The organism is Pseudomonas sp. NFPP28 (genome assembly GCF_900115535.1).
GTDB lineage: Bacteria > Pseudomonadota > Gammaproteobacteria > Pseudomonadales > Pseudomonadaceae > Aquipseudomonas > Aquipseudomonas extremorientalis.
The window spans coordinates 247,268-262,137 of record NZ_FOWT01000003.1 but is presented as its reverse complement, the minus strand read 5'-3'; the positions used below and the strand labels follow the sequence as shown (position 1 = coordinate 262,137).

At 59.5% G+C, this 14,870-nt stretch carries 14 protein-coding genes; 6 read left to right on the top strand and 8 right to left on the bottom strand.

All coding sequences use genetic code 11. From position 1 onward, the window contains the following. Positions 1 to 2: 2 nt before the first annotated feature. Positions 3 to 1,004 carry a DNA-binding protein gene (locus BM110_RS09820; RefSeq protein WP_092243709.1) on the bottom strand — a complete coding sequence of 334 codons (1,002 nt, stop codon included), beginning with the start codon at positions 1,002 to 1,004 and terminating at the stop codon, positions 3 to 5. A 170-nt stretch (positions 1,005 to 1,174) separates the two neighbouring features. Here BM110_RS09820 and BM110_RS09815 point away from each other — a divergent pair, with 170 nt between their 5' ends. The 3 genes from BM110_RS09815 to ahpF all read left to right on the top strand — a co-directional run bounded on the left by BM110_RS09815 (position 1,175) and on the right by ahpF (position 4,509). Then, positions 1,175 to 2,107 (top strand): site-specific integrase, encoded by a 933-nt coding sequence (locus BM110_RS09815; RefSeq protein WP_093121030.1) that lies wholly within the window; start codon positions 1,175 to 1,177, stop codon positions 2,105 to 2,107. Between the two features lie 144 nt (positions 2,108 to 2,251). Then, positions 2,252 to 2,815 carry an alkyl hydroperoxide reductase subunit C gene (gene ahpC / locus BM110_RS09810; protein ID WP_010210361.1) on the top strand — a complete coding sequence of 188 codons (564 nt, stop codon included), beginning with the start codon at positions 2,252 to 2,254 and terminating at the stop codon, positions 2,813 to 2,815. Between the two features lie 128 nt (positions 2,816 to 2,943). Beyond that, the gene (gene ahpF, locus BM110_RS09805) at positions 2,944 to 4,509 is read left to right on the top strand and encodes an alkyl hydroperoxide reductase subunit F (protein ID WP_093513262.1); all 1,566 of its coding nucleotides are present in this window, start codon (positions 2,944 to 2,946) and stop codon (positions 4,507 to 4,509) included. 52 nt (positions 4,510 to 4,561) lie between these two features. Here the strand turns inward: ahpF and gloA are convergent, their stop codons facing one another. Then, positions 4,562 to 5,083: a lactoylglutathione lyase gene (gloA, locus tag BM110_RS09800; RefSeq protein WP_071488245.1), complete on the bottom strand. Its 522-nt coding sequence runs from the start codon at positions 5,081 to 5,083 to the stop codon at positions 4,562 to 4,564. Between the two features lie 195 nt (positions 5,084 to 5,278). On the opposite strand from gloA, the gene BM110_RS09795 reads away from it, so the two are divergent. Continuing rightward, the gene (locus BM110_RS09795; protein ID WP_093513418.1) at positions 5,279 to 5,815 is read left to right on the top strand and encodes a DUF4946 domain-containing protein; all 537 of its coding nucleotides are present in this window, start codon (positions 5,279 to 5,281) and stop codon (positions 5,813 to 5,815) included. A 113-nt stretch (positions 5,816 to 5,928) separates the two neighbouring features. Here BM110_RS09795 and BM110_RS09790 read toward each other — a convergent pair whose 3' ends face one another. The 3 genes from BM110_RS09790 to BM110_RS09780 all read right to left on the bottom strand — a co-directional run bounded on the left by BM110_RS09790 (position 5,929) and on the right by BM110_RS09780 (position 9,265). Continuing rightward, positions 5,929 to 6,291: a histone-like nucleoid-structuring protein, MvaT/MvaU family gene (locus BM110_RS09790; protein WP_071488246.1), complete on the bottom strand. Its 363-nt coding sequence runs from the start codon at positions 6,289 to 6,291 to the stop codon at positions 5,929 to 5,931. A gap of 198 nt (positions 6,292 to 6,489) precedes the next feature. Beyond that, positions 6,490 to 8,031 (bottom strand): EAL domain-containing protein, encoded by a 1,542-nt coding sequence (locus BM110_RS09785; RefSeq protein WP_093513261.1) that lies wholly within the window; start codon positions 8,029 to 8,031, stop codon positions 6,490 to 6,492. Positions 8,032 to 8,377: 346 nt separating this feature from the next. Further along, complete coding sequence (locus tag BM110_RS09780) at positions 8,378 to 9,265, bottom strand: LysR family transcriptional regulator (RefSeq protein WP_093513260.1); 888 nt, start codon at positions 9,263 to 9,265, stop codon at positions 8,378 to 8,380. 78 nt (positions 9,266 to 9,343) lie between these two features. Here BM110_RS09780 and BM110_RS09775 point away from each other — a divergent pair, with 78 nt between their 5' ends. Both BM110_RS09775 and hppD read left to right on the top strand, forming a co-directional pair. After that, the gene (locus tag BM110_RS09775; RefSeq protein ID WP_093513259.1) at positions 9,344 to 10,267 is read left to right on the top strand and encodes a DMT family transporter; all 924 of its coding nucleotides are present in this window, start codon (positions 9,344 to 9,346) and stop codon (positions 10,265 to 10,267) included. Positions 10,268 to 10,513: 246 nt separating this feature from the next. After that, complete coding sequence (hppD, locus tag BM110_RS09770) at positions 10,514 to 11,590, top strand: 4-hydroxyphenylpyruvate dioxygenase (RefSeq protein ID WP_058425843.1); 1,077 nt, start codon at positions 10,514 to 10,516, stop codon at positions 11,588 to 11,590. Between the two features lie 57 nt (positions 11,591 to 11,647). Here hppD and rarD read toward each other — a convergent pair whose 3' ends face one another. The 3 genes from rarD to BM110_RS09755 all read right to left on the bottom strand — a co-directional run bounded on the left by rarD (position 11,648) and on the right by BM110_RS09755 (position 14,798). Then, positions 11,648 to 12,529: an EamA family transporter RarD gene (gene rarD / locus BM110_RS09765; protein ID WP_093513417.1), complete on the bottom strand. Its 882-nt coding sequence runs from the start codon at positions 12,527 to 12,529 to the stop codon at positions 11,648 to 11,650. Between the two features lie 274 nt (positions 12,530 to 12,803). Next, positions 12,804 to 13,814, bottom strand: coding sequence for an aldo/keto reductase (locus tag BM110_RS09760; protein WP_093513258.1), 1,011 nt, complete (start codon positions 13,812 to 13,814; stop codon positions 12,804 to 12,806). An 81-nt stretch (positions 13,815 to 13,895) separates the two neighbouring features. Further along, a complete protein-coding gene (locus BM110_RS09755; protein WP_092243692.1) occupies positions 13,896 to 14,798 on the bottom strand; it encodes a LysR family transcriptional regulator in 903 nt (300 codons plus the stop codon). Between the last annotated feature and the right edge of the window lie 72 nt (positions 14,799 to 14,870).

Here is a 14,870-nt window from a genome sequence, read left to right as displayed (position 1 = left end):
GCCTAGGGCGTTGCCTCTGGCGCCGCTGCAACGGCGGCGGCCAGGCGCAGCGCCTCAACACTGGCCTGGGCCTTGATCAGCTCCAGTTCCAGGGTTTTATTGGCTTGCTGCTGTTCGCCCAGCGCTTCCTGGCGTGACTGGTTCTCCACCGCTGCTACTCGCAGGCGCTCCTGCAGCAGGGTGCGTTCGCTGTCAATCAGGCTCACCTGTTCAGTCAGCTTGAGCAGCCGGGCCTGATCCTTGCGGGATTGCTCTTGCAGTGCAGTCAATTCCCTCGCCGTTACCCGGTGCTCGATCAACAGACGCTCGTTGTCGCGATGCAGTTGGGTGATTTCATCCTGGCGCACCATGGCGCTCTGTTGGGCCTGGCGCAGTTCTGCCTGTACCTGTTGCAACTGGCCTTCATGGCGGCGCTGTTCCTGTTCGCGCTGCTCTTTTATGGCATTGCGGTAATGCTCCAGGGCGTCCCGGGCATGCAGATGCTTTTCTTCCAGCGAGCGAATCTGCTCGTCCTTGTCGCTGATCCTTAGCTCGTAATCACTGCACGCCTGGCTCAGCCCGGCGTTGCGGGTTTGCTCGGTCTGCAGGCTGGTGCTGGCGGTTTGCAGGGCTGCGCTTTCTTCTGCCAGGGCGGCCGCCTGGATATCGAACCGCTGCTGGAGTTGGTCATGGGCCTCCTGAAGGGCTTGCACCTGGGCGAGCAGGGCGGCCTTCTGCTGTTCGAACTGCGCCAGGGCCAGGTCGATTGGCTCTTGGGCTTTCTCTTTCAGGCGCTGTGCCAGTCGCGCCACCAGTTCGCCAAGCTCGTCGTCGATCGGCGCTTGGGTGATGGTGGTGCGCGTTTCGCTTTCATCCAGCTCTTTCAAATAACGATGAATGGTGGTTTTCGAGCCCGTATTGCCCATCTCGATACGTACTGCGTCGATGCTGGGGTTCTCGCCGCGGGCGAGGATTGCCAAGCGGGCTGTTTGAACTACTGCTTTGTTGATGCCGCCGCGAGCCATGGGGTCTCCGTCGATTTCGTAATGTGGTACGTGGTATGTATATACGTACCATATCATAAATAAAAAGTTGTTGTGACTCATCGTTTAACAGATGGGATATTGGCGTATTATCCCGTGTCATGCGTGTTTGATTCGCGAAAGTCCCCTCCAGTAGTACAAATAGGCTTCCCATGAGCGATCTGGATCGTTACCTCAACGCCGCCACCCGCGATAACACGCGGCGCAGTTATCGCGCGGCCATCGAGCACTTCGAAGTGAGTTGGGGCGGGTTCCTGCCGGCAACCAGCGACAGCGTGGCGCGCTATCTGGTCGCATATGCAGGTGTGCTGGCAGTCAACACGCTGAAGCTGCGGTTGTCGGCACTGGCGCAGTGGCATGCCAGCCAGGGGTTTCCTGACCCGACCAAGGCGCCCGTGGTGCGCAAGGTACTCAAGGGCATTCGTGCTGTGCACCCGGCGCAGGAGAAGCAAGCCGAACCGTTGCAGCTCAAGCATCTGGAACAAGTGGTTGCTTCTCTTGACGCTGAAGCGATAGAGGCGGCGCAGGCACAGGACCAGCCCCGGTTGCTGCGTGCCAAGCGTGATACTGCGTTGATCCTGCTGGGCTTCTGGCGTGGCTTTCGCAGCGATGAGTTGTGTCGCCTTTCCATCGAGCATGTGCAAGCCACGCCTGGAGCGGGGATCAGCCTCTATCTACCCCGCAGCAAAAGCGACCGCGACAACCTCGGCAAGACCTATCACACCCCGGCACTGTTGCGGCTGTGTCCGGTGCAGGCCTATAGCGAGTGGCTCAGTGCCGCGGCTTTGGTACGTGGCCCGGTGTTTCGCGGTATTGATCGCTGGGGCAACCTGGGGGAAGAGGGCTTGCACCCCAACAGTGTGATCCCGCTGCTGCGCCAGGCCCTGGAGCGCGCCGGCATTCCCGCCGAGCACTACACCAGCCACTCGCTGCGCCGGGGTTTTGCCACCTGGGCTCATCGCAGCGGCTGGGATTTGAAGTCGTTGATGAGTTACGTCGGCTGGAGCGACATGAAATCCGCCATGCGCTATGTTGAAGCCACGCCCTTTCTCGGCATGACCCTGGCGACCCGACCGCTGCTTTGAGATTTCTTCTATTAATACAGTCACCTGATAGGGAAAACCAATCGTCAGCATCAGGTTTGCCAATGAGCCATCGGCGTAGAGAGTGGGTAGGATTCACCTCATCAACTTGCTAAGCCCTTCTACAAACCTGACGGAGAGTCAACGATGCCTATCATCAACAGCCAAGTAAAACCGTTCAAAGCTACCGCCTACAAAAACGGCAACTTCGTAGATGTGTCCGACGCTGACCTGAAAGGCAAGTGGTCCGTTGTGTTCTTCTACCCAGCCGACTTCACCTTCGTTTGCCCAACCGAGCTGGAAGACCTGGCTGACAACTATGCCGAGTTCCAGAAACTGGGCGTCGAGATCTACAGCGTTTCCACCGACACCCACTTTGCCCACGCTGCCTGGCACAACACTTCGCCAGCCATTGGCAAGATCCAGTACACCATGATCGGCGACCCGACCCTGACCATCTCTCGCAACTTCGACGTGCTGATCGAAGAAGCCGGCCTGGCAGACCGCGGTACTTTCGTGATCAACCCGGAAGGTCAGATCAAGATCGTTGAACTGAACGACGGTGGTGTTGGCCGTGATGCTTCCGAACTGCTGCGTAAAATCAAGGCCGCTCAGTACGTTGCTGCCCACCCAGGCGAAGTGTGCCCAGCCAAGTGGAAAGAAGGCGAGGCTACCCTGGCTCCGTCCCTGGACCTGGTCGGCAAGATCTAAGTCTGTGAAGTCTCAAGGGCGGGAATCCGCACTTAAGTAAGCTGCATCCGCCCCCCAAAACGCCCGGGCGAGATTCGCTCGGGCGTTTTTTTGTCTGCAATAAACCGAATGAACAGGAAATCGCCCGTATGTTGGACGCCAATCTTAAAGCTCAGTTGAAGTCATACCTGGAACGGGTCACCCAGCCGATCGAGATCGTCGCCTCCCTCGACGACGGCGCGAAATCCCAGGAAATGCTTGCCCTTTTGCAGGACGTGGTCAGCCTCACCACGCTGATTACCCTGAAAACCGATGGCAATGATGCGCGTAAGCCGTCGTTCTCCATCAACCGCCCGGGTGCCGAGATCAGCCTGCGTTTTGCCGGCATCCCCATGGGCCATGAATTCACTTCGCTGGTGCTGGCCCTGCTGCAAGTCGGTGGCCACCCGTCGAAGGCCAGTGTCGAAGTGATCGAACAGATCCGCGCCCTCAAAGGCGAGTTCAGCTTCGAGACTTACTTCTCGCTGTCCTGCCAGAACTGCCCGGACGTAGTCCAGGCGTTGAACCTGATGGCCGTGCTCAACCCTAACATCCGCCACGTCGCCATCGACGGCGCACTGTTTCAGGCTGAGGTGGACGAGCGCCAGGTCATGGCAGTGCCCAGTGTGTACCTTAATGGTGTGAACTTCGGCCAGGGTCGCATGGGCCTGGAAGAGATCCTCGCCAAGCTCGACACCAGCGGCATCGAAAAAACCGCCGAGAAAATCAGCGCCAAAGAGACCTTCGATGTACTCGTCGTCGGCGGCGGTCCTGCCGGTTCATCGGCTGCGATCTACGCCGCACGCAAAGGTATTCGCACCGGCGTCGCCGCCGAGCGTTTCGGCGGGCAAGTGCTGGACACCATGTCCATCGAGAACTTCATTTCGGTACAGGAAACCGAAGGCCCGAAATTGGCCAGCGCCCTGGAAGCCCACGTGCGCCAGTACGACGTGGACATCATGAACCTGCAGCGCGCCAGTGCCTTGATTCCGGCGAAAAACGCCGGTGACCTGCACGAAATTCGCTTCGAAAGCGGTGCTACTCTCAAATCCAAGACCGTGATCCTGGCGACCGGCGCCCGCTGGAGAGAAATGGGTGTCCCGGGCGAGCAGGAATACAAGGCCAAGGGTGTGTGCTTCTGCCCGCACTGTGACGGTCCGTTATTCAAGGGCAAGCGTGTAGCGGTGATCGGCGGCGGCAACTCCGGCGTGGAAGCGGCCATCGATCTGGCCGGTATCGTCAGCCACGTGACCTTGCTCGAGTTCGACAGCAAGTTGCGCGCCGACGCCGTGTTGCAGCGCAAGCTCTACAGCTTGCCGAACGTTGATGTGATCACCAGCGCGCTGACCAGCGAAGTGAAAGGCGATGGCCAGAAAGTTACCGGTCTGGCGTACAAGGACCGTGACAGCGGCGAGTTCAAGACCATCGACCTGGAAGGGATCTTTGTGCAAATCGGCCTGCTGCCCAACACCGACTGGCTCAAGGGCACCGTGGAACTGACGCCGCGTGGCGAGATCATCGTCGATGCGCGTGGCGAGACGTCACTGCCGGGCGTATTCGCTGCCGGTGATGTCACCACAGTGCCGTACAAGCAGATCGTGATTGCGGTGGGCGAGGGCGCCAAGGCTTCCCTCAGTGCGTTCGATCACCTGATCCGGACTTCTGTCCCGGCGTAAGGAAGGCCGCGCAAATGAAAAAACCCCATGAGCGATCATGGGGTTTTTTTCGTTACAGCGGCGCCGGCTGGATAATTTCGACCCAATACCCATCCGGGTCCTTGATGAAGGCCAGGCTCTTCATGCGACCGTCGGTCAGGCGCTTCTGGAAATCGCAGCCCAAAGCTTCGAAGCGCTCGCAGGCAGCGACGATATCCGGCACCGAGATACAGATATGGCCAAAACCACGTGGGTCGGTATTGCCGTTGTGATAGGCGAAGTCAGCGTCGTTTTCGGTGCCGTGGTTGTGGGTCAGTTCCAGGATGCCTGGAATCGACTTCATCCACTGGGTGCGCTCGGCAGCGTCGGCCGGAATCTGTGATTTATCGACCAGAGCGAGGAAGTACAGGCTGAATTCGGCTTCCGGGAAGTCGCGTTTTTCAACCAGGGAAAAGCCCAAGACACGGGTGTAGAAGTCCAGCGACTTGGTGATGTCCTTGACCCGCAGCATGGTGTGGTTGAACACGAAATTGGCGGTGGCGGTGTCAGGTTGGGCAGTGACGCCCGGGAAAGTGTTCAGTTCGTGCAGGCTCATGGGCCCTCCAGAAAAAATGGGGCAAACGCGGCTCTGAAATGTGAGCGGTTCCTTGGCTTGCGGCTGGCATCCGTGCAGCCGGGCCATGATACGCAAGGCTCGGTCCGGTCGCCAGATGAAAAAGCCACGCAGGCCTTGCGGCCTGTGGAGGCTGGGGCTCAAACTTTGGCCATTGAACCTTGGGTGTTTTTGGTAATGACTGAATTTCGTAAACCGCTGTTGGGCATGCTGTGCGTGTGGTTGGGCAGTTCCTGCGTAGTGGCCGCCGAGCCCGAAATTCATTGGCCTGGTGGGTGGCAGGTCGAGGAAGTCGTCGCGGATGAACAGGCACCTGTAAAACCCCAAGCAGTATCACGCCAGCGGGCAATCAAGAATGATGAAAACGGTACGACCCTGATGGTCATGGAGTTGACCGGGACACCGATTGAAGTTGGCCACAAGGTTAATCTTCAAGGCGTACTGCTGGAGATGCGCAAATCCATCCAGAAGGATTTTGCCCAGGGCGGTTATCAAAGCGTGTGCAGCAAGATGCGCCCTTCAACATTGAGCCGTCTTGAAGCGCTGGAAACTACTTGCGTGATAACCGAGAACGGGCGGCACGTGCTCTCGCAAACATTGGTGGGCGCGGTTGATACCGATAAGGCGTATGTTTTTTCATACGCAGGTCAGGCCGATGCGTATGAAGCAAGCAAGGAGGAAGTCAGTTCGGTACGCGATAGCCTGAAACTTTAAGTGCGTGAGGCATGTCGATTTTGAACAAAGTGAAATGTTATTTAAGTTCGATTTCGAACCTTATAAGATAAAAAAGCCCCGCGTCAGCGGGGCTCTTTATAAATCCGGTACGATCAGCCGCGAAGCCAGGAATCTACAGTGGCAGGGCCGTACTGTTCTTTCCAGGCCTTGAGGCCACGGTGGTTACCGCCTTTGGTTTCGATCAGTTCACCGGTGTGCGGGTTCTGGTAAACCTTGACCACTCGCGCACGGCGCTGTTTGGGTGCGGCAGCAGCGGCGCTGGACTTGCCCGGGTTTGGATCAAGGATGGAAATGATGTCGCGCAGGCCTTTGCCATAGCTCTTCATCAGGGCTTGAAGCTTTTCTTCGAATTCGATTTCTTTCTTCAGGCCAGCATCGTTCTTCAGGGATTCCAGCTGGGCAAGCTGCTCTTGAAGGGCTTTTTCTGCTGCGCGAAATTCGGCGAGTCTGGACAAAATCTGTACTCCAATAGTGTAGTTGGCTGATATCAACTGCAGACAAAGCTATAAGCCAAGCGCTTTAAGGCGACCCAGGAAAGAAGTCGTCTCGCGAGTTCTGCACAGGCAGGAAAAATTGTAGTAGTTAATGCGCCACGAGTAAATCATGTCTTTTCTCCAGACCCAACTATTTCAGTACAGGTAGTGCATGGCTATTCAATGACGCGCCAGCGATTTAATAAATTCATCACAGGGTAAAGGCTTTCCAAACAGGTAGCCTTGCAGGAAGTCCACCCCTTGAGCGGCCAGGTAATCACACTGTTCGCGCGTCTCCACACCTTCTGCAACAATGCCCAAGTCGAGCTTGCCCGACAGCTCTATGATGCTGTCCAGAATATGCCCCGATAGTGCATCTGCACCGATCATGGCGACAAAACTCTGGTCAATCTTCAAGTAGTCCACATTGAAGTTGCGTAAATAGCCCAGGCTGGAATGGCCGGTGCCAAAATCGTCAATGGCAATCATCACCCCCAATTGATGCAAGGCGTCGAACAAGCGGCGGGTAATCTCGGTGGGTTCGATCAACTCGCGTTCGGTCAACTCCAGCACCAGAGTCACCTGGCCTACGGGAAAGTCGGCGAGAAACTCACGGCAGTCCTCCACCAGTGCCAGGTCCTGGCAGTGGCGTGCAGTGATGTTCACACCAATATGGAATCCCGGGCTGAAACGCGTGGCATGGGGCGCCAGTTGCGCGGCGGTCTGGCGCAGGAGAGCACGAGTCATCGGCACGATCAGGCCCGAATGCTCGGCCAGGGGGATAAACAGATCGGGTCGCACCAGCCCTTCCTTAGGGTGTTGCCAGCGCATCAGTACCTCGCAGCCTGCCCATTCACGGGTATCACCGCGCACCACGGGCTGGAAGTACGGAATGAATTCGTTGGCGCCCAATGCCCGATACAGTTCATGGGTGGGGGCCGAAGAGCGTTTTTGCAACCAATGCGCCAGCGCCCCAGCCAGTACGCCAAAGAACACCAGCAGGCTGAACAACGCCGGGTATCGAGCCTGCATATAGCGCCAGACTTCGCCAGCCGGCATGCCTGCGTCGACGCTGTAGTGATAACGCGAGGATGCAAGATGATGGTGCGCCACGGCAAATAGCGGCACCGCGGTGTCATGCACTTTTCCATCGGCCCCCAGCCAATGGGGCCCGACTTGCAGTACCAGGTCGGCGTAACGACTGATCAGGCGCAAGGCGTTGGTCAGGTGGTAGCCGTCGATCGACGCAAATGCGGCCTTGTCACCCTCGACCAGCCGGTACACCAGCAGAGCGGTATCCGGCGTCACCGGGTTGCCATCCATCAACCACAACTTGCCGTCTACATAATCATCCGGATTGACCGGCGACGCGTATTGGTCGCCAAACAACGAGCTGCAGTAGATGTTTCTCTGCCAGGACAAGGTGGTCGCCCGCACGAATGGACGGCGCGTGACCTGCTCGCGCAATGCCAGCTGCGCGCCGTTATCACAGGGTTGACCTGCCAGTGGCAGCAACGCCTGGGCGGCGAGGGCGGTGTTATCGAGCATCAAGTCGAATTGGCGCACAGCTTCCTGCGCGGTCTGGGCGGTGCTTTGTTCAAGGGTGCGTTCGGCCTGCCAATGGAGGATCGCCACGCCCAATGCAACGGGCACCATGGCGCAAAATACGCTGATCAGGTTACGGGTGGCACGGCTGCGCGGGCCTTGGACGGTCAGGGGCATGGGGTAAAAGCCTGGTACGAGGTGAGAGAGGCGTCAGTACGGCGGGTCGGACATGACTCGATGATAGTTGCAGTCGCCGCAATAAGCTCGGGATACCTACCCGTTCGGTCAGTAGGCAGCCTTGCGGGCGTTATCTGGGACTGCTACTGGCAGTGCTGCTGCACGGTGGACCGGCGACGGTAAATGCCGGTGTGATCATCAACGGCACGCGCCATATCTACTGATCGCCCCACGGTCCGCCACCCGCCTGTCCTTCGACGCGATCCTGAAGTTGCCATCCGGCGCTGCCAGCCTGCGCTTCAGTACCGTGGATGACAACGGCGCGCTGCGCCATCATCGCCAGCCGCTATAGCGGTGTGACATGCCCATAGTCCAGGCCTTGTGCCACGCGAATAAACGCCAGGGTGGCGGGTGACGCCTGGCGGCGGTCCAGCACCGCCAGTCCAATCGAACGGGTAATGGCCGGTGCCAGTGGGCGTGCCACATAACGCGGGTCTGGCGTAACCGGCAGGGAACCCTGGGCCACCACGCTGACGCCATCGCCACGGCTCACCGCTTCCAGCGTGCTGAGCAACTGCGCGCAACGGTAACGCACCTTCGGGGTCAACCGGGCATCGGCGAACAGGCGCGAGACCAGCTCCGACGAGCCGGCCTCGGTCAGGATGAAGGGCGCCTCGCAGAGATCTCCAAGGCGCAGGGCAGGGTGTGCGACCAGGGGGTGGTTGGCCGGCAACAGCGCGACCATCTGATCGGTGAACAGCGCGAAGGTGTCGAATCGCTCTTGCTCCAGCACCACGAAACCCACGTCGATGCGCCGCTCATCCAGCCATTGGATGACCTGGCGGTCCGGGCCTTCATCGACATGCGCCTCAATGTCGGGGTAGGCCTGGCGAAACGGCCGAAGGATCTGCGGCAACAGCCGATTGGACGATGTTGGCCCGAAGGAGCCGATGCGCAGCGTGCCGCGCTTCAAGCCCCGGGCATCGGCGGCCTCCTGTTCAAGGGTGCCGGCCAGGCCGAGCATGGCGCGGGCGCGCAGCAGCAATTGTTCGCCAATGTCGGTCAACGCCACATGGGCTTGATGACGACGGAACAGCTCCACCCCCAGTTCCTGCTCCAGGCCCTTGATGGCATGGGACACCGCCGATTGGCTGATACCCAGGCGGTTGGCCGCATGGGTAAAGCCTTGCAGCTCAGCGACCAGGGAGAAAATTTCAAGTTGGGTCAGGGTCATGAGTATTTACTCATTTTACGATGATCAAGTATCAGGCAAACACTAGGCTAACTCGTTCAGCACCAGAGCAATACCACCATGAAACCTTCCACCGATTGTTTGACCTACTTGAAGCTCGCTGCCGTCTCCATGATCTGGGGCGGCACCTTCGTCGCCGGGCGCTACCTGTCCGGTGCCATCGACCCGCTGCTGGCGGCCAGCCTGCGTTTTCTGCTGGCCAGCGTCGCGCTGTTGCTGTTCATGGCGTTTGCGCGCATTCCCCTGGCCCGTCCAAACCTGGCGCAGTTGGGGCGACTGGCATTGCTGGGATTTTTCGGCATCTTTTTCTACAACCTGTGCTTCTTCTACGGCTTGCAGTACATCGGCGCCTCGCGGGCATCGCTGATCGTCGCCTTGAACCCAGCGGTGATTGGCCTGACATCCTGGCTGTTATTCAAGGAACGCCTGGGGCTTGGCAAGGCACTGGGGATCGGGTTGTGCCTGGCGGGCGCGGCGGTTGTCATCATCAACCGCGACCCACTGGGGCTGCAGGGTGCGACCAACGACTGGCGCGGCGATCTGCTGATCGCCGGCTGCGTGGCGGGGTGGGGCGTCTATTCGCTGGGCGCACGCGCGCTTAACCAGCGCCTGGGGCCCTTGCAGACCGTCACCTGGTCGGTGTTGCTGGGAACGCTGATGCTTACGCTCATCACGCTGTTGAGCGGGCGACTGACTCTGGTTGCGCTCAGTGCTATCCACCTGCCGCAGTTGTACAGCCTGCTCTACCTCGGGGTACTGGGCTCGGCCCTGGCGTATATCGGCTATTACGATGGCATCCGGCGTATTGGCGCGACCCGCAGTGGTGTATTCATCGCGCTCAATCCGCTGACGGCGGTGATCTGTGGCGCCGTGCTGCTGGACGAGCCTTTCACCCTGCCCATGCTGATGGGCGGTGCGATCATCCTGGCGGGCATCTACCTGGGCAATAAACCCCTTGCACGGGTGCGGGTAATGGGGATTTGATAAGAGTACGGACAAACGCAGTTACGCTGTGTAGAATCGATTTACGCATACAAGAATATGGACTTGTGCTCACGCAAGCCTAAGCCGTCAGAGACCGATGACATCATGAAGCTACTCGGCTCCCCCCTCATCTTTGGTGACTTCCTCGCCCGCAGTGTGCGAGGTCTTTCCTGTGCGCCGCCCGTGCTCCCCATCCTTGCTGGCAATTGAAACCTTCAAAACACAAGAATGATGAGGCGCCAAATCATGGCAGATCTATACGAAAACCCAATGGGCCTGATGGGCTTTGAATTCATCGAATTCGCGTCGCCGACGCCAGGCACCCTGGAGCCGATCTTCGAGATCATGGGCTTCACCAAGGTCGCGACCCACCGTTCCAAGAACGTGCACCTGTATCGCCAGGGCGAGATCAACCTGATCCTCAACAACGAACCCAACAGCATCGCTTCCTACTTCGCTGCCGAACACGGCCCGTCGGTGTGCGGCATGGCGTTCCGCGTCAAGGACTCGCAAAAAGCCTACAACCGCGCGCTGGAACTGGGCGCCCAGCCGATCCACATCGAAACCGGCCCGATGGAGCTGAACCTGCCAGCCATCAAGGGTATCGGCGGCGCGCCGCTGTACCTGATCGACCGTTTCGGCGAAGGCAGCTCGATCTACGACATCGACTTCGTCTACCTCGAAGGCGTGGAGCGCAACCCGGTGGGTGCGGGACTGAAGGTCATCGACCATCTGACCCACAACGTGTATCGCGGCCGCATGGTTTACTGGGCGAACTTCTACGAGAAGCTGTTCAACTTCCGTGAAGCGCGTTACTTCGATATCAAGGGCGAGTACACCGGCCTGACGTCCAAGGCCATGAGCGCGCCGGATGGCATGATCCGCATCCCGCTGAACGAAGAGTCGTCCAAGGGCGCCGGCCAGATCGAAGAGTTCCTGATGCAGTTCAACGGCGAGGGCATCCAGCACGTGGCGTTCCTCACCGACGACCTGGTCAAGACCTGGGACGCGTTGAAGAAGATCGGCATGCGCTTTATGACAGCGCCGCCGGACACCTACTACGAAATGCTCGAAGGCCGCTTGCCGAACCATGGCGAGCCGGTGGATCAACTGCAGGCACGCGGCATTCTGCTGGACGGTTCCTCGGTTGAAGGCGACAAGCGCCTGCTGCTGCAGATCTTCTCGGAAACCTTGATGGGGCCGGTGTTCTTCGAGTTCATCCAGCGCAAGGGCGATGATGGGTTTGGCGAGGGTAACTTCAAGGCGCTGTTCGAGTCGATCGAACGCGACCAGGTGCGTCGTGGGGTGTTGACCACCGACTAACGCACACGAAAAAGCCCGGCCATGGGTAACCTGGCCGGGCTTTTTGCTGTCTGCCGATCAGGCTTTACGCTGGCGTACCAAGTGCTTGAACCCTTCAAACACCAGCACCATCACCGCCAGCCAGATTGGGATGTAGGTCAACCATTCGCCGCCCTTGATCCCTTCACCCAGGATCAACGCCACTCCCAGCAGTAGCACTGGCTCAACGTAGCTGAGCAGCCCGAACAGGCTGAACGCCAGCAGGCGGCTGGCGATGATGTAGCTCACCAGTGCTGACGCGCTGATCAGGCCCAGCGTCGGAATCAGCGCGTATAGCTTGGGGTGCGCATCCAGCACCGCAAAGCCTTGCTCGCCGCTTTGCACAAACCACCAGGCCACCGGCAGCATCAACGCCATGTCCAGCCAGAGCCCACCCAAATGGTCGGTCTTGAGGTACTTGCGCACGATGAAATAGACCGGGTAGCCGATGATCACCACCAGCGTGGCCCAGGAAAAACCACCGGCCTGGTACAGCTCGTTGAGCACCCCAAGGCCGGCGAAACAGACGGCGATCTGTTGTAAGTACGACAGCTGTTCGCCCCACACCAGGCGGCCGGTCAGGACCATGGTCAGCGGCAACAGGAAGTACCCCACCGACACATCCAGGCTGCGCCCATTCAACGGTGCCCACATGAAAAGCCACAGCTGCACACCCAGCAAAGCCGAAGACACTAGCACGCCCGCGATCAAGGCAGGTCGGGCCGCCAACATCCGCAGCAGCTCCCACACCCGTCGCCATTCGCCGCTGACGATCATGAACACCGTCATGCACGGCACGGTGAGCAACATGCGCCAGCCGAAAATTTCCAGGCCGCTCAAAGGCGTGAGCAGTGACGTGAAGTAATACATCACGGCAAACAACACCGAGGCCAAGACCGATAACACCACACCTTTAGACACGCTGTCCTCGCGAAAAACCATTGATACGAAAAGAGGGGAAATTTCAGGAGGGGATTATGGTGCTTTTAGCAGGAGAGGGGTGCGCTGTTTTGGGGCGTTTTTCAGCAAATTTTCGCGTTAGTTGGCTGCGGGAGCGGGCTAACTGTGGCGAGCGGGCTTGCCCCGCGTTGGGTTGCGTAGCAGCCCAAAAAAACTGGGAGCGCTGCGCACTCCAACGCGGGGCAAGCCCGCTCGCCACAATACTGTGTTCTGCTCAGTAACAGGGCTACCGGGCTTAAGCTCGCGCCACGCGGCCCGACACAAAATGCCCGACGTCATTGAACCCTGGCGTCGACGAATGCCCCGGCGTCACCAGCGAATCGATGAACGCTTCATCCTCGGTCGTGATCTTCACGTCCAACGCCCCGAGGTAGGCATCCCATTGCGCTTCGGTGCGCGGCCCGACAATCGCCGAGCTCACCGCCGAATTGTTCAATACCCAGGCAATCGCAAACTCCACGATCCCCACACCACGCCCTTGGGTGTACTGCTGGATCTGCTGGGCGATGCGCAGCGACTCCACGCGCCATTCGGTTTCCAGGATGCGCTTGTCCTGGCGCGCCGCACGGCTGCCGGCCTCGGGGGTGACGTCCGGCGCGTATTTGCCACTGAGCACGCCACGGGCCAATGGGCTGTAAGGCACCACACCCAGGCCATAGGCGGCTGCGGCAGTGAGCTGCTCGACTTCGGCCTGGCGGTTGACGATGTTGTACAGCGGCTGGCTGATGATCGGCTTGTCGACACCCAGGCGTTCGGCCACGCGAATCACCTCGGCAATGCGCCAGCCGCGATAGTTCGACAGGCCCCAGTAGCGGATCTTGCCCTGGCGGATCAGGTCGCCGATCGCCGATACCGTCACTTCCAGCGGGGTGTTGTGGTCTTCGCGGTGCAGGTAGTAGATGTCCAGGTAATCGGTATCGAGCCGGGTCAGGCTGGCTTCCAGTGCATTGAAAATACGTTTGCGGCTCAAGCCGCTGCGGTTGGGCAAACCGTCCACCGGGCCGATGCCAACCTTGGACGCCACCACCCAGTCCTGGCGATTGCGCACGATGGCTTCGCCGACGATTTCCTCGGAACGTCCGCCGGTGTAGACGTCCGCCGTGTCGATAAAATTGATGCCTTGGTCCCAGGCCTTGTCGATGATGCGCAGCGAGTCCTCGGTGTTGGTCTGTTCGCCAAACATCATGGTGCCCAGGGTCAAGGCGCTGACCTTCAACCCGGACTGGCCCAATGTGCGGTAAATCATGGAAAACTCCTCAAGGCAGGGAAACGTGCCCAATGCAATACCAGACTCGGCCGCTCTGGGACAAGCCCTGCACGCGTTTCTTCATGGACTCAGCAGCACCTGACAACGCTGCTGCAGGAAACGGTGCAGCACCTTCACCCGTTCCGACACCTGCAGCCGGTGCGGGCACATCAGGTTGAAGGGCGTCGGTTCGCCCTGCCAGTCAGGCAGCAACGGCACCAGCCGACCGGCCTTGATGTCCTGGGCAATATCCAGGTTGGCCTTGTAGGCGATGCCGTGACCGGCCAATGCCCAGCGCCGCACGATTTCGCCGTCATCGCTCAAGTAGTCCCCCGACACTTCGACCTCCTGCAACACCGCGCCCTGGCGGAAATACCAGGTATTGTTGGCACGGCCCCGACGCATGTAGCGCAGCGTGTTGTGTTGTGCCAGGTCGGCCGGAGTCCGGGGAGTGCCGTGACGCGCCAGGTAATCCGGGCTGGCGCAGGGGATGCGGTGGTGGTCGGGCACCACTGGCAGTGCCACTAGGCTGGAGTCCCGGGGGACACCAAAGCGCAGGGCAATGTCCACGGTGTCGCGGAACAGGTCGGCATTGCTGTCGTTGAGCAGCAATTGCAGGCGGATATTCGGGTGTTCGAGCTTGAACGCATCCAGCCAGCCCAGCAGCACATTGCGCCCGAAGTCCGAGGGCGCCGCCAGTTGCAGCAAACCGCTGAGGCTCTGGCCCTGCTGCTTGATCGCCTGTTCGCCCTCGGACAGTGCCTCCAGTGCGACGCGCACGCTCTCCAGGTAGCGCCGACCTTCTTCGGTCAAGCGCATGCTGCGGGTCGAGCGCGCCAGCAGGCGAATGCCCAGGCGGGTTTCCAGGCGCTTGAGGGCGATACTGGCGGCGGCCGGGGTCAAGCCGAGCCCGCGGGCGGCGGCAGACAGGCTGCCGGTGTCGGCGGTGCGCACGAAGACTTCAAGGTCGAGGGTTGAGCTCATTTGTAAAAATCCTTTAAAGATCTTGTCGTTTTACCGGGATTTTTCGTCGATTGCCAAGCTGGGAAGATGAAC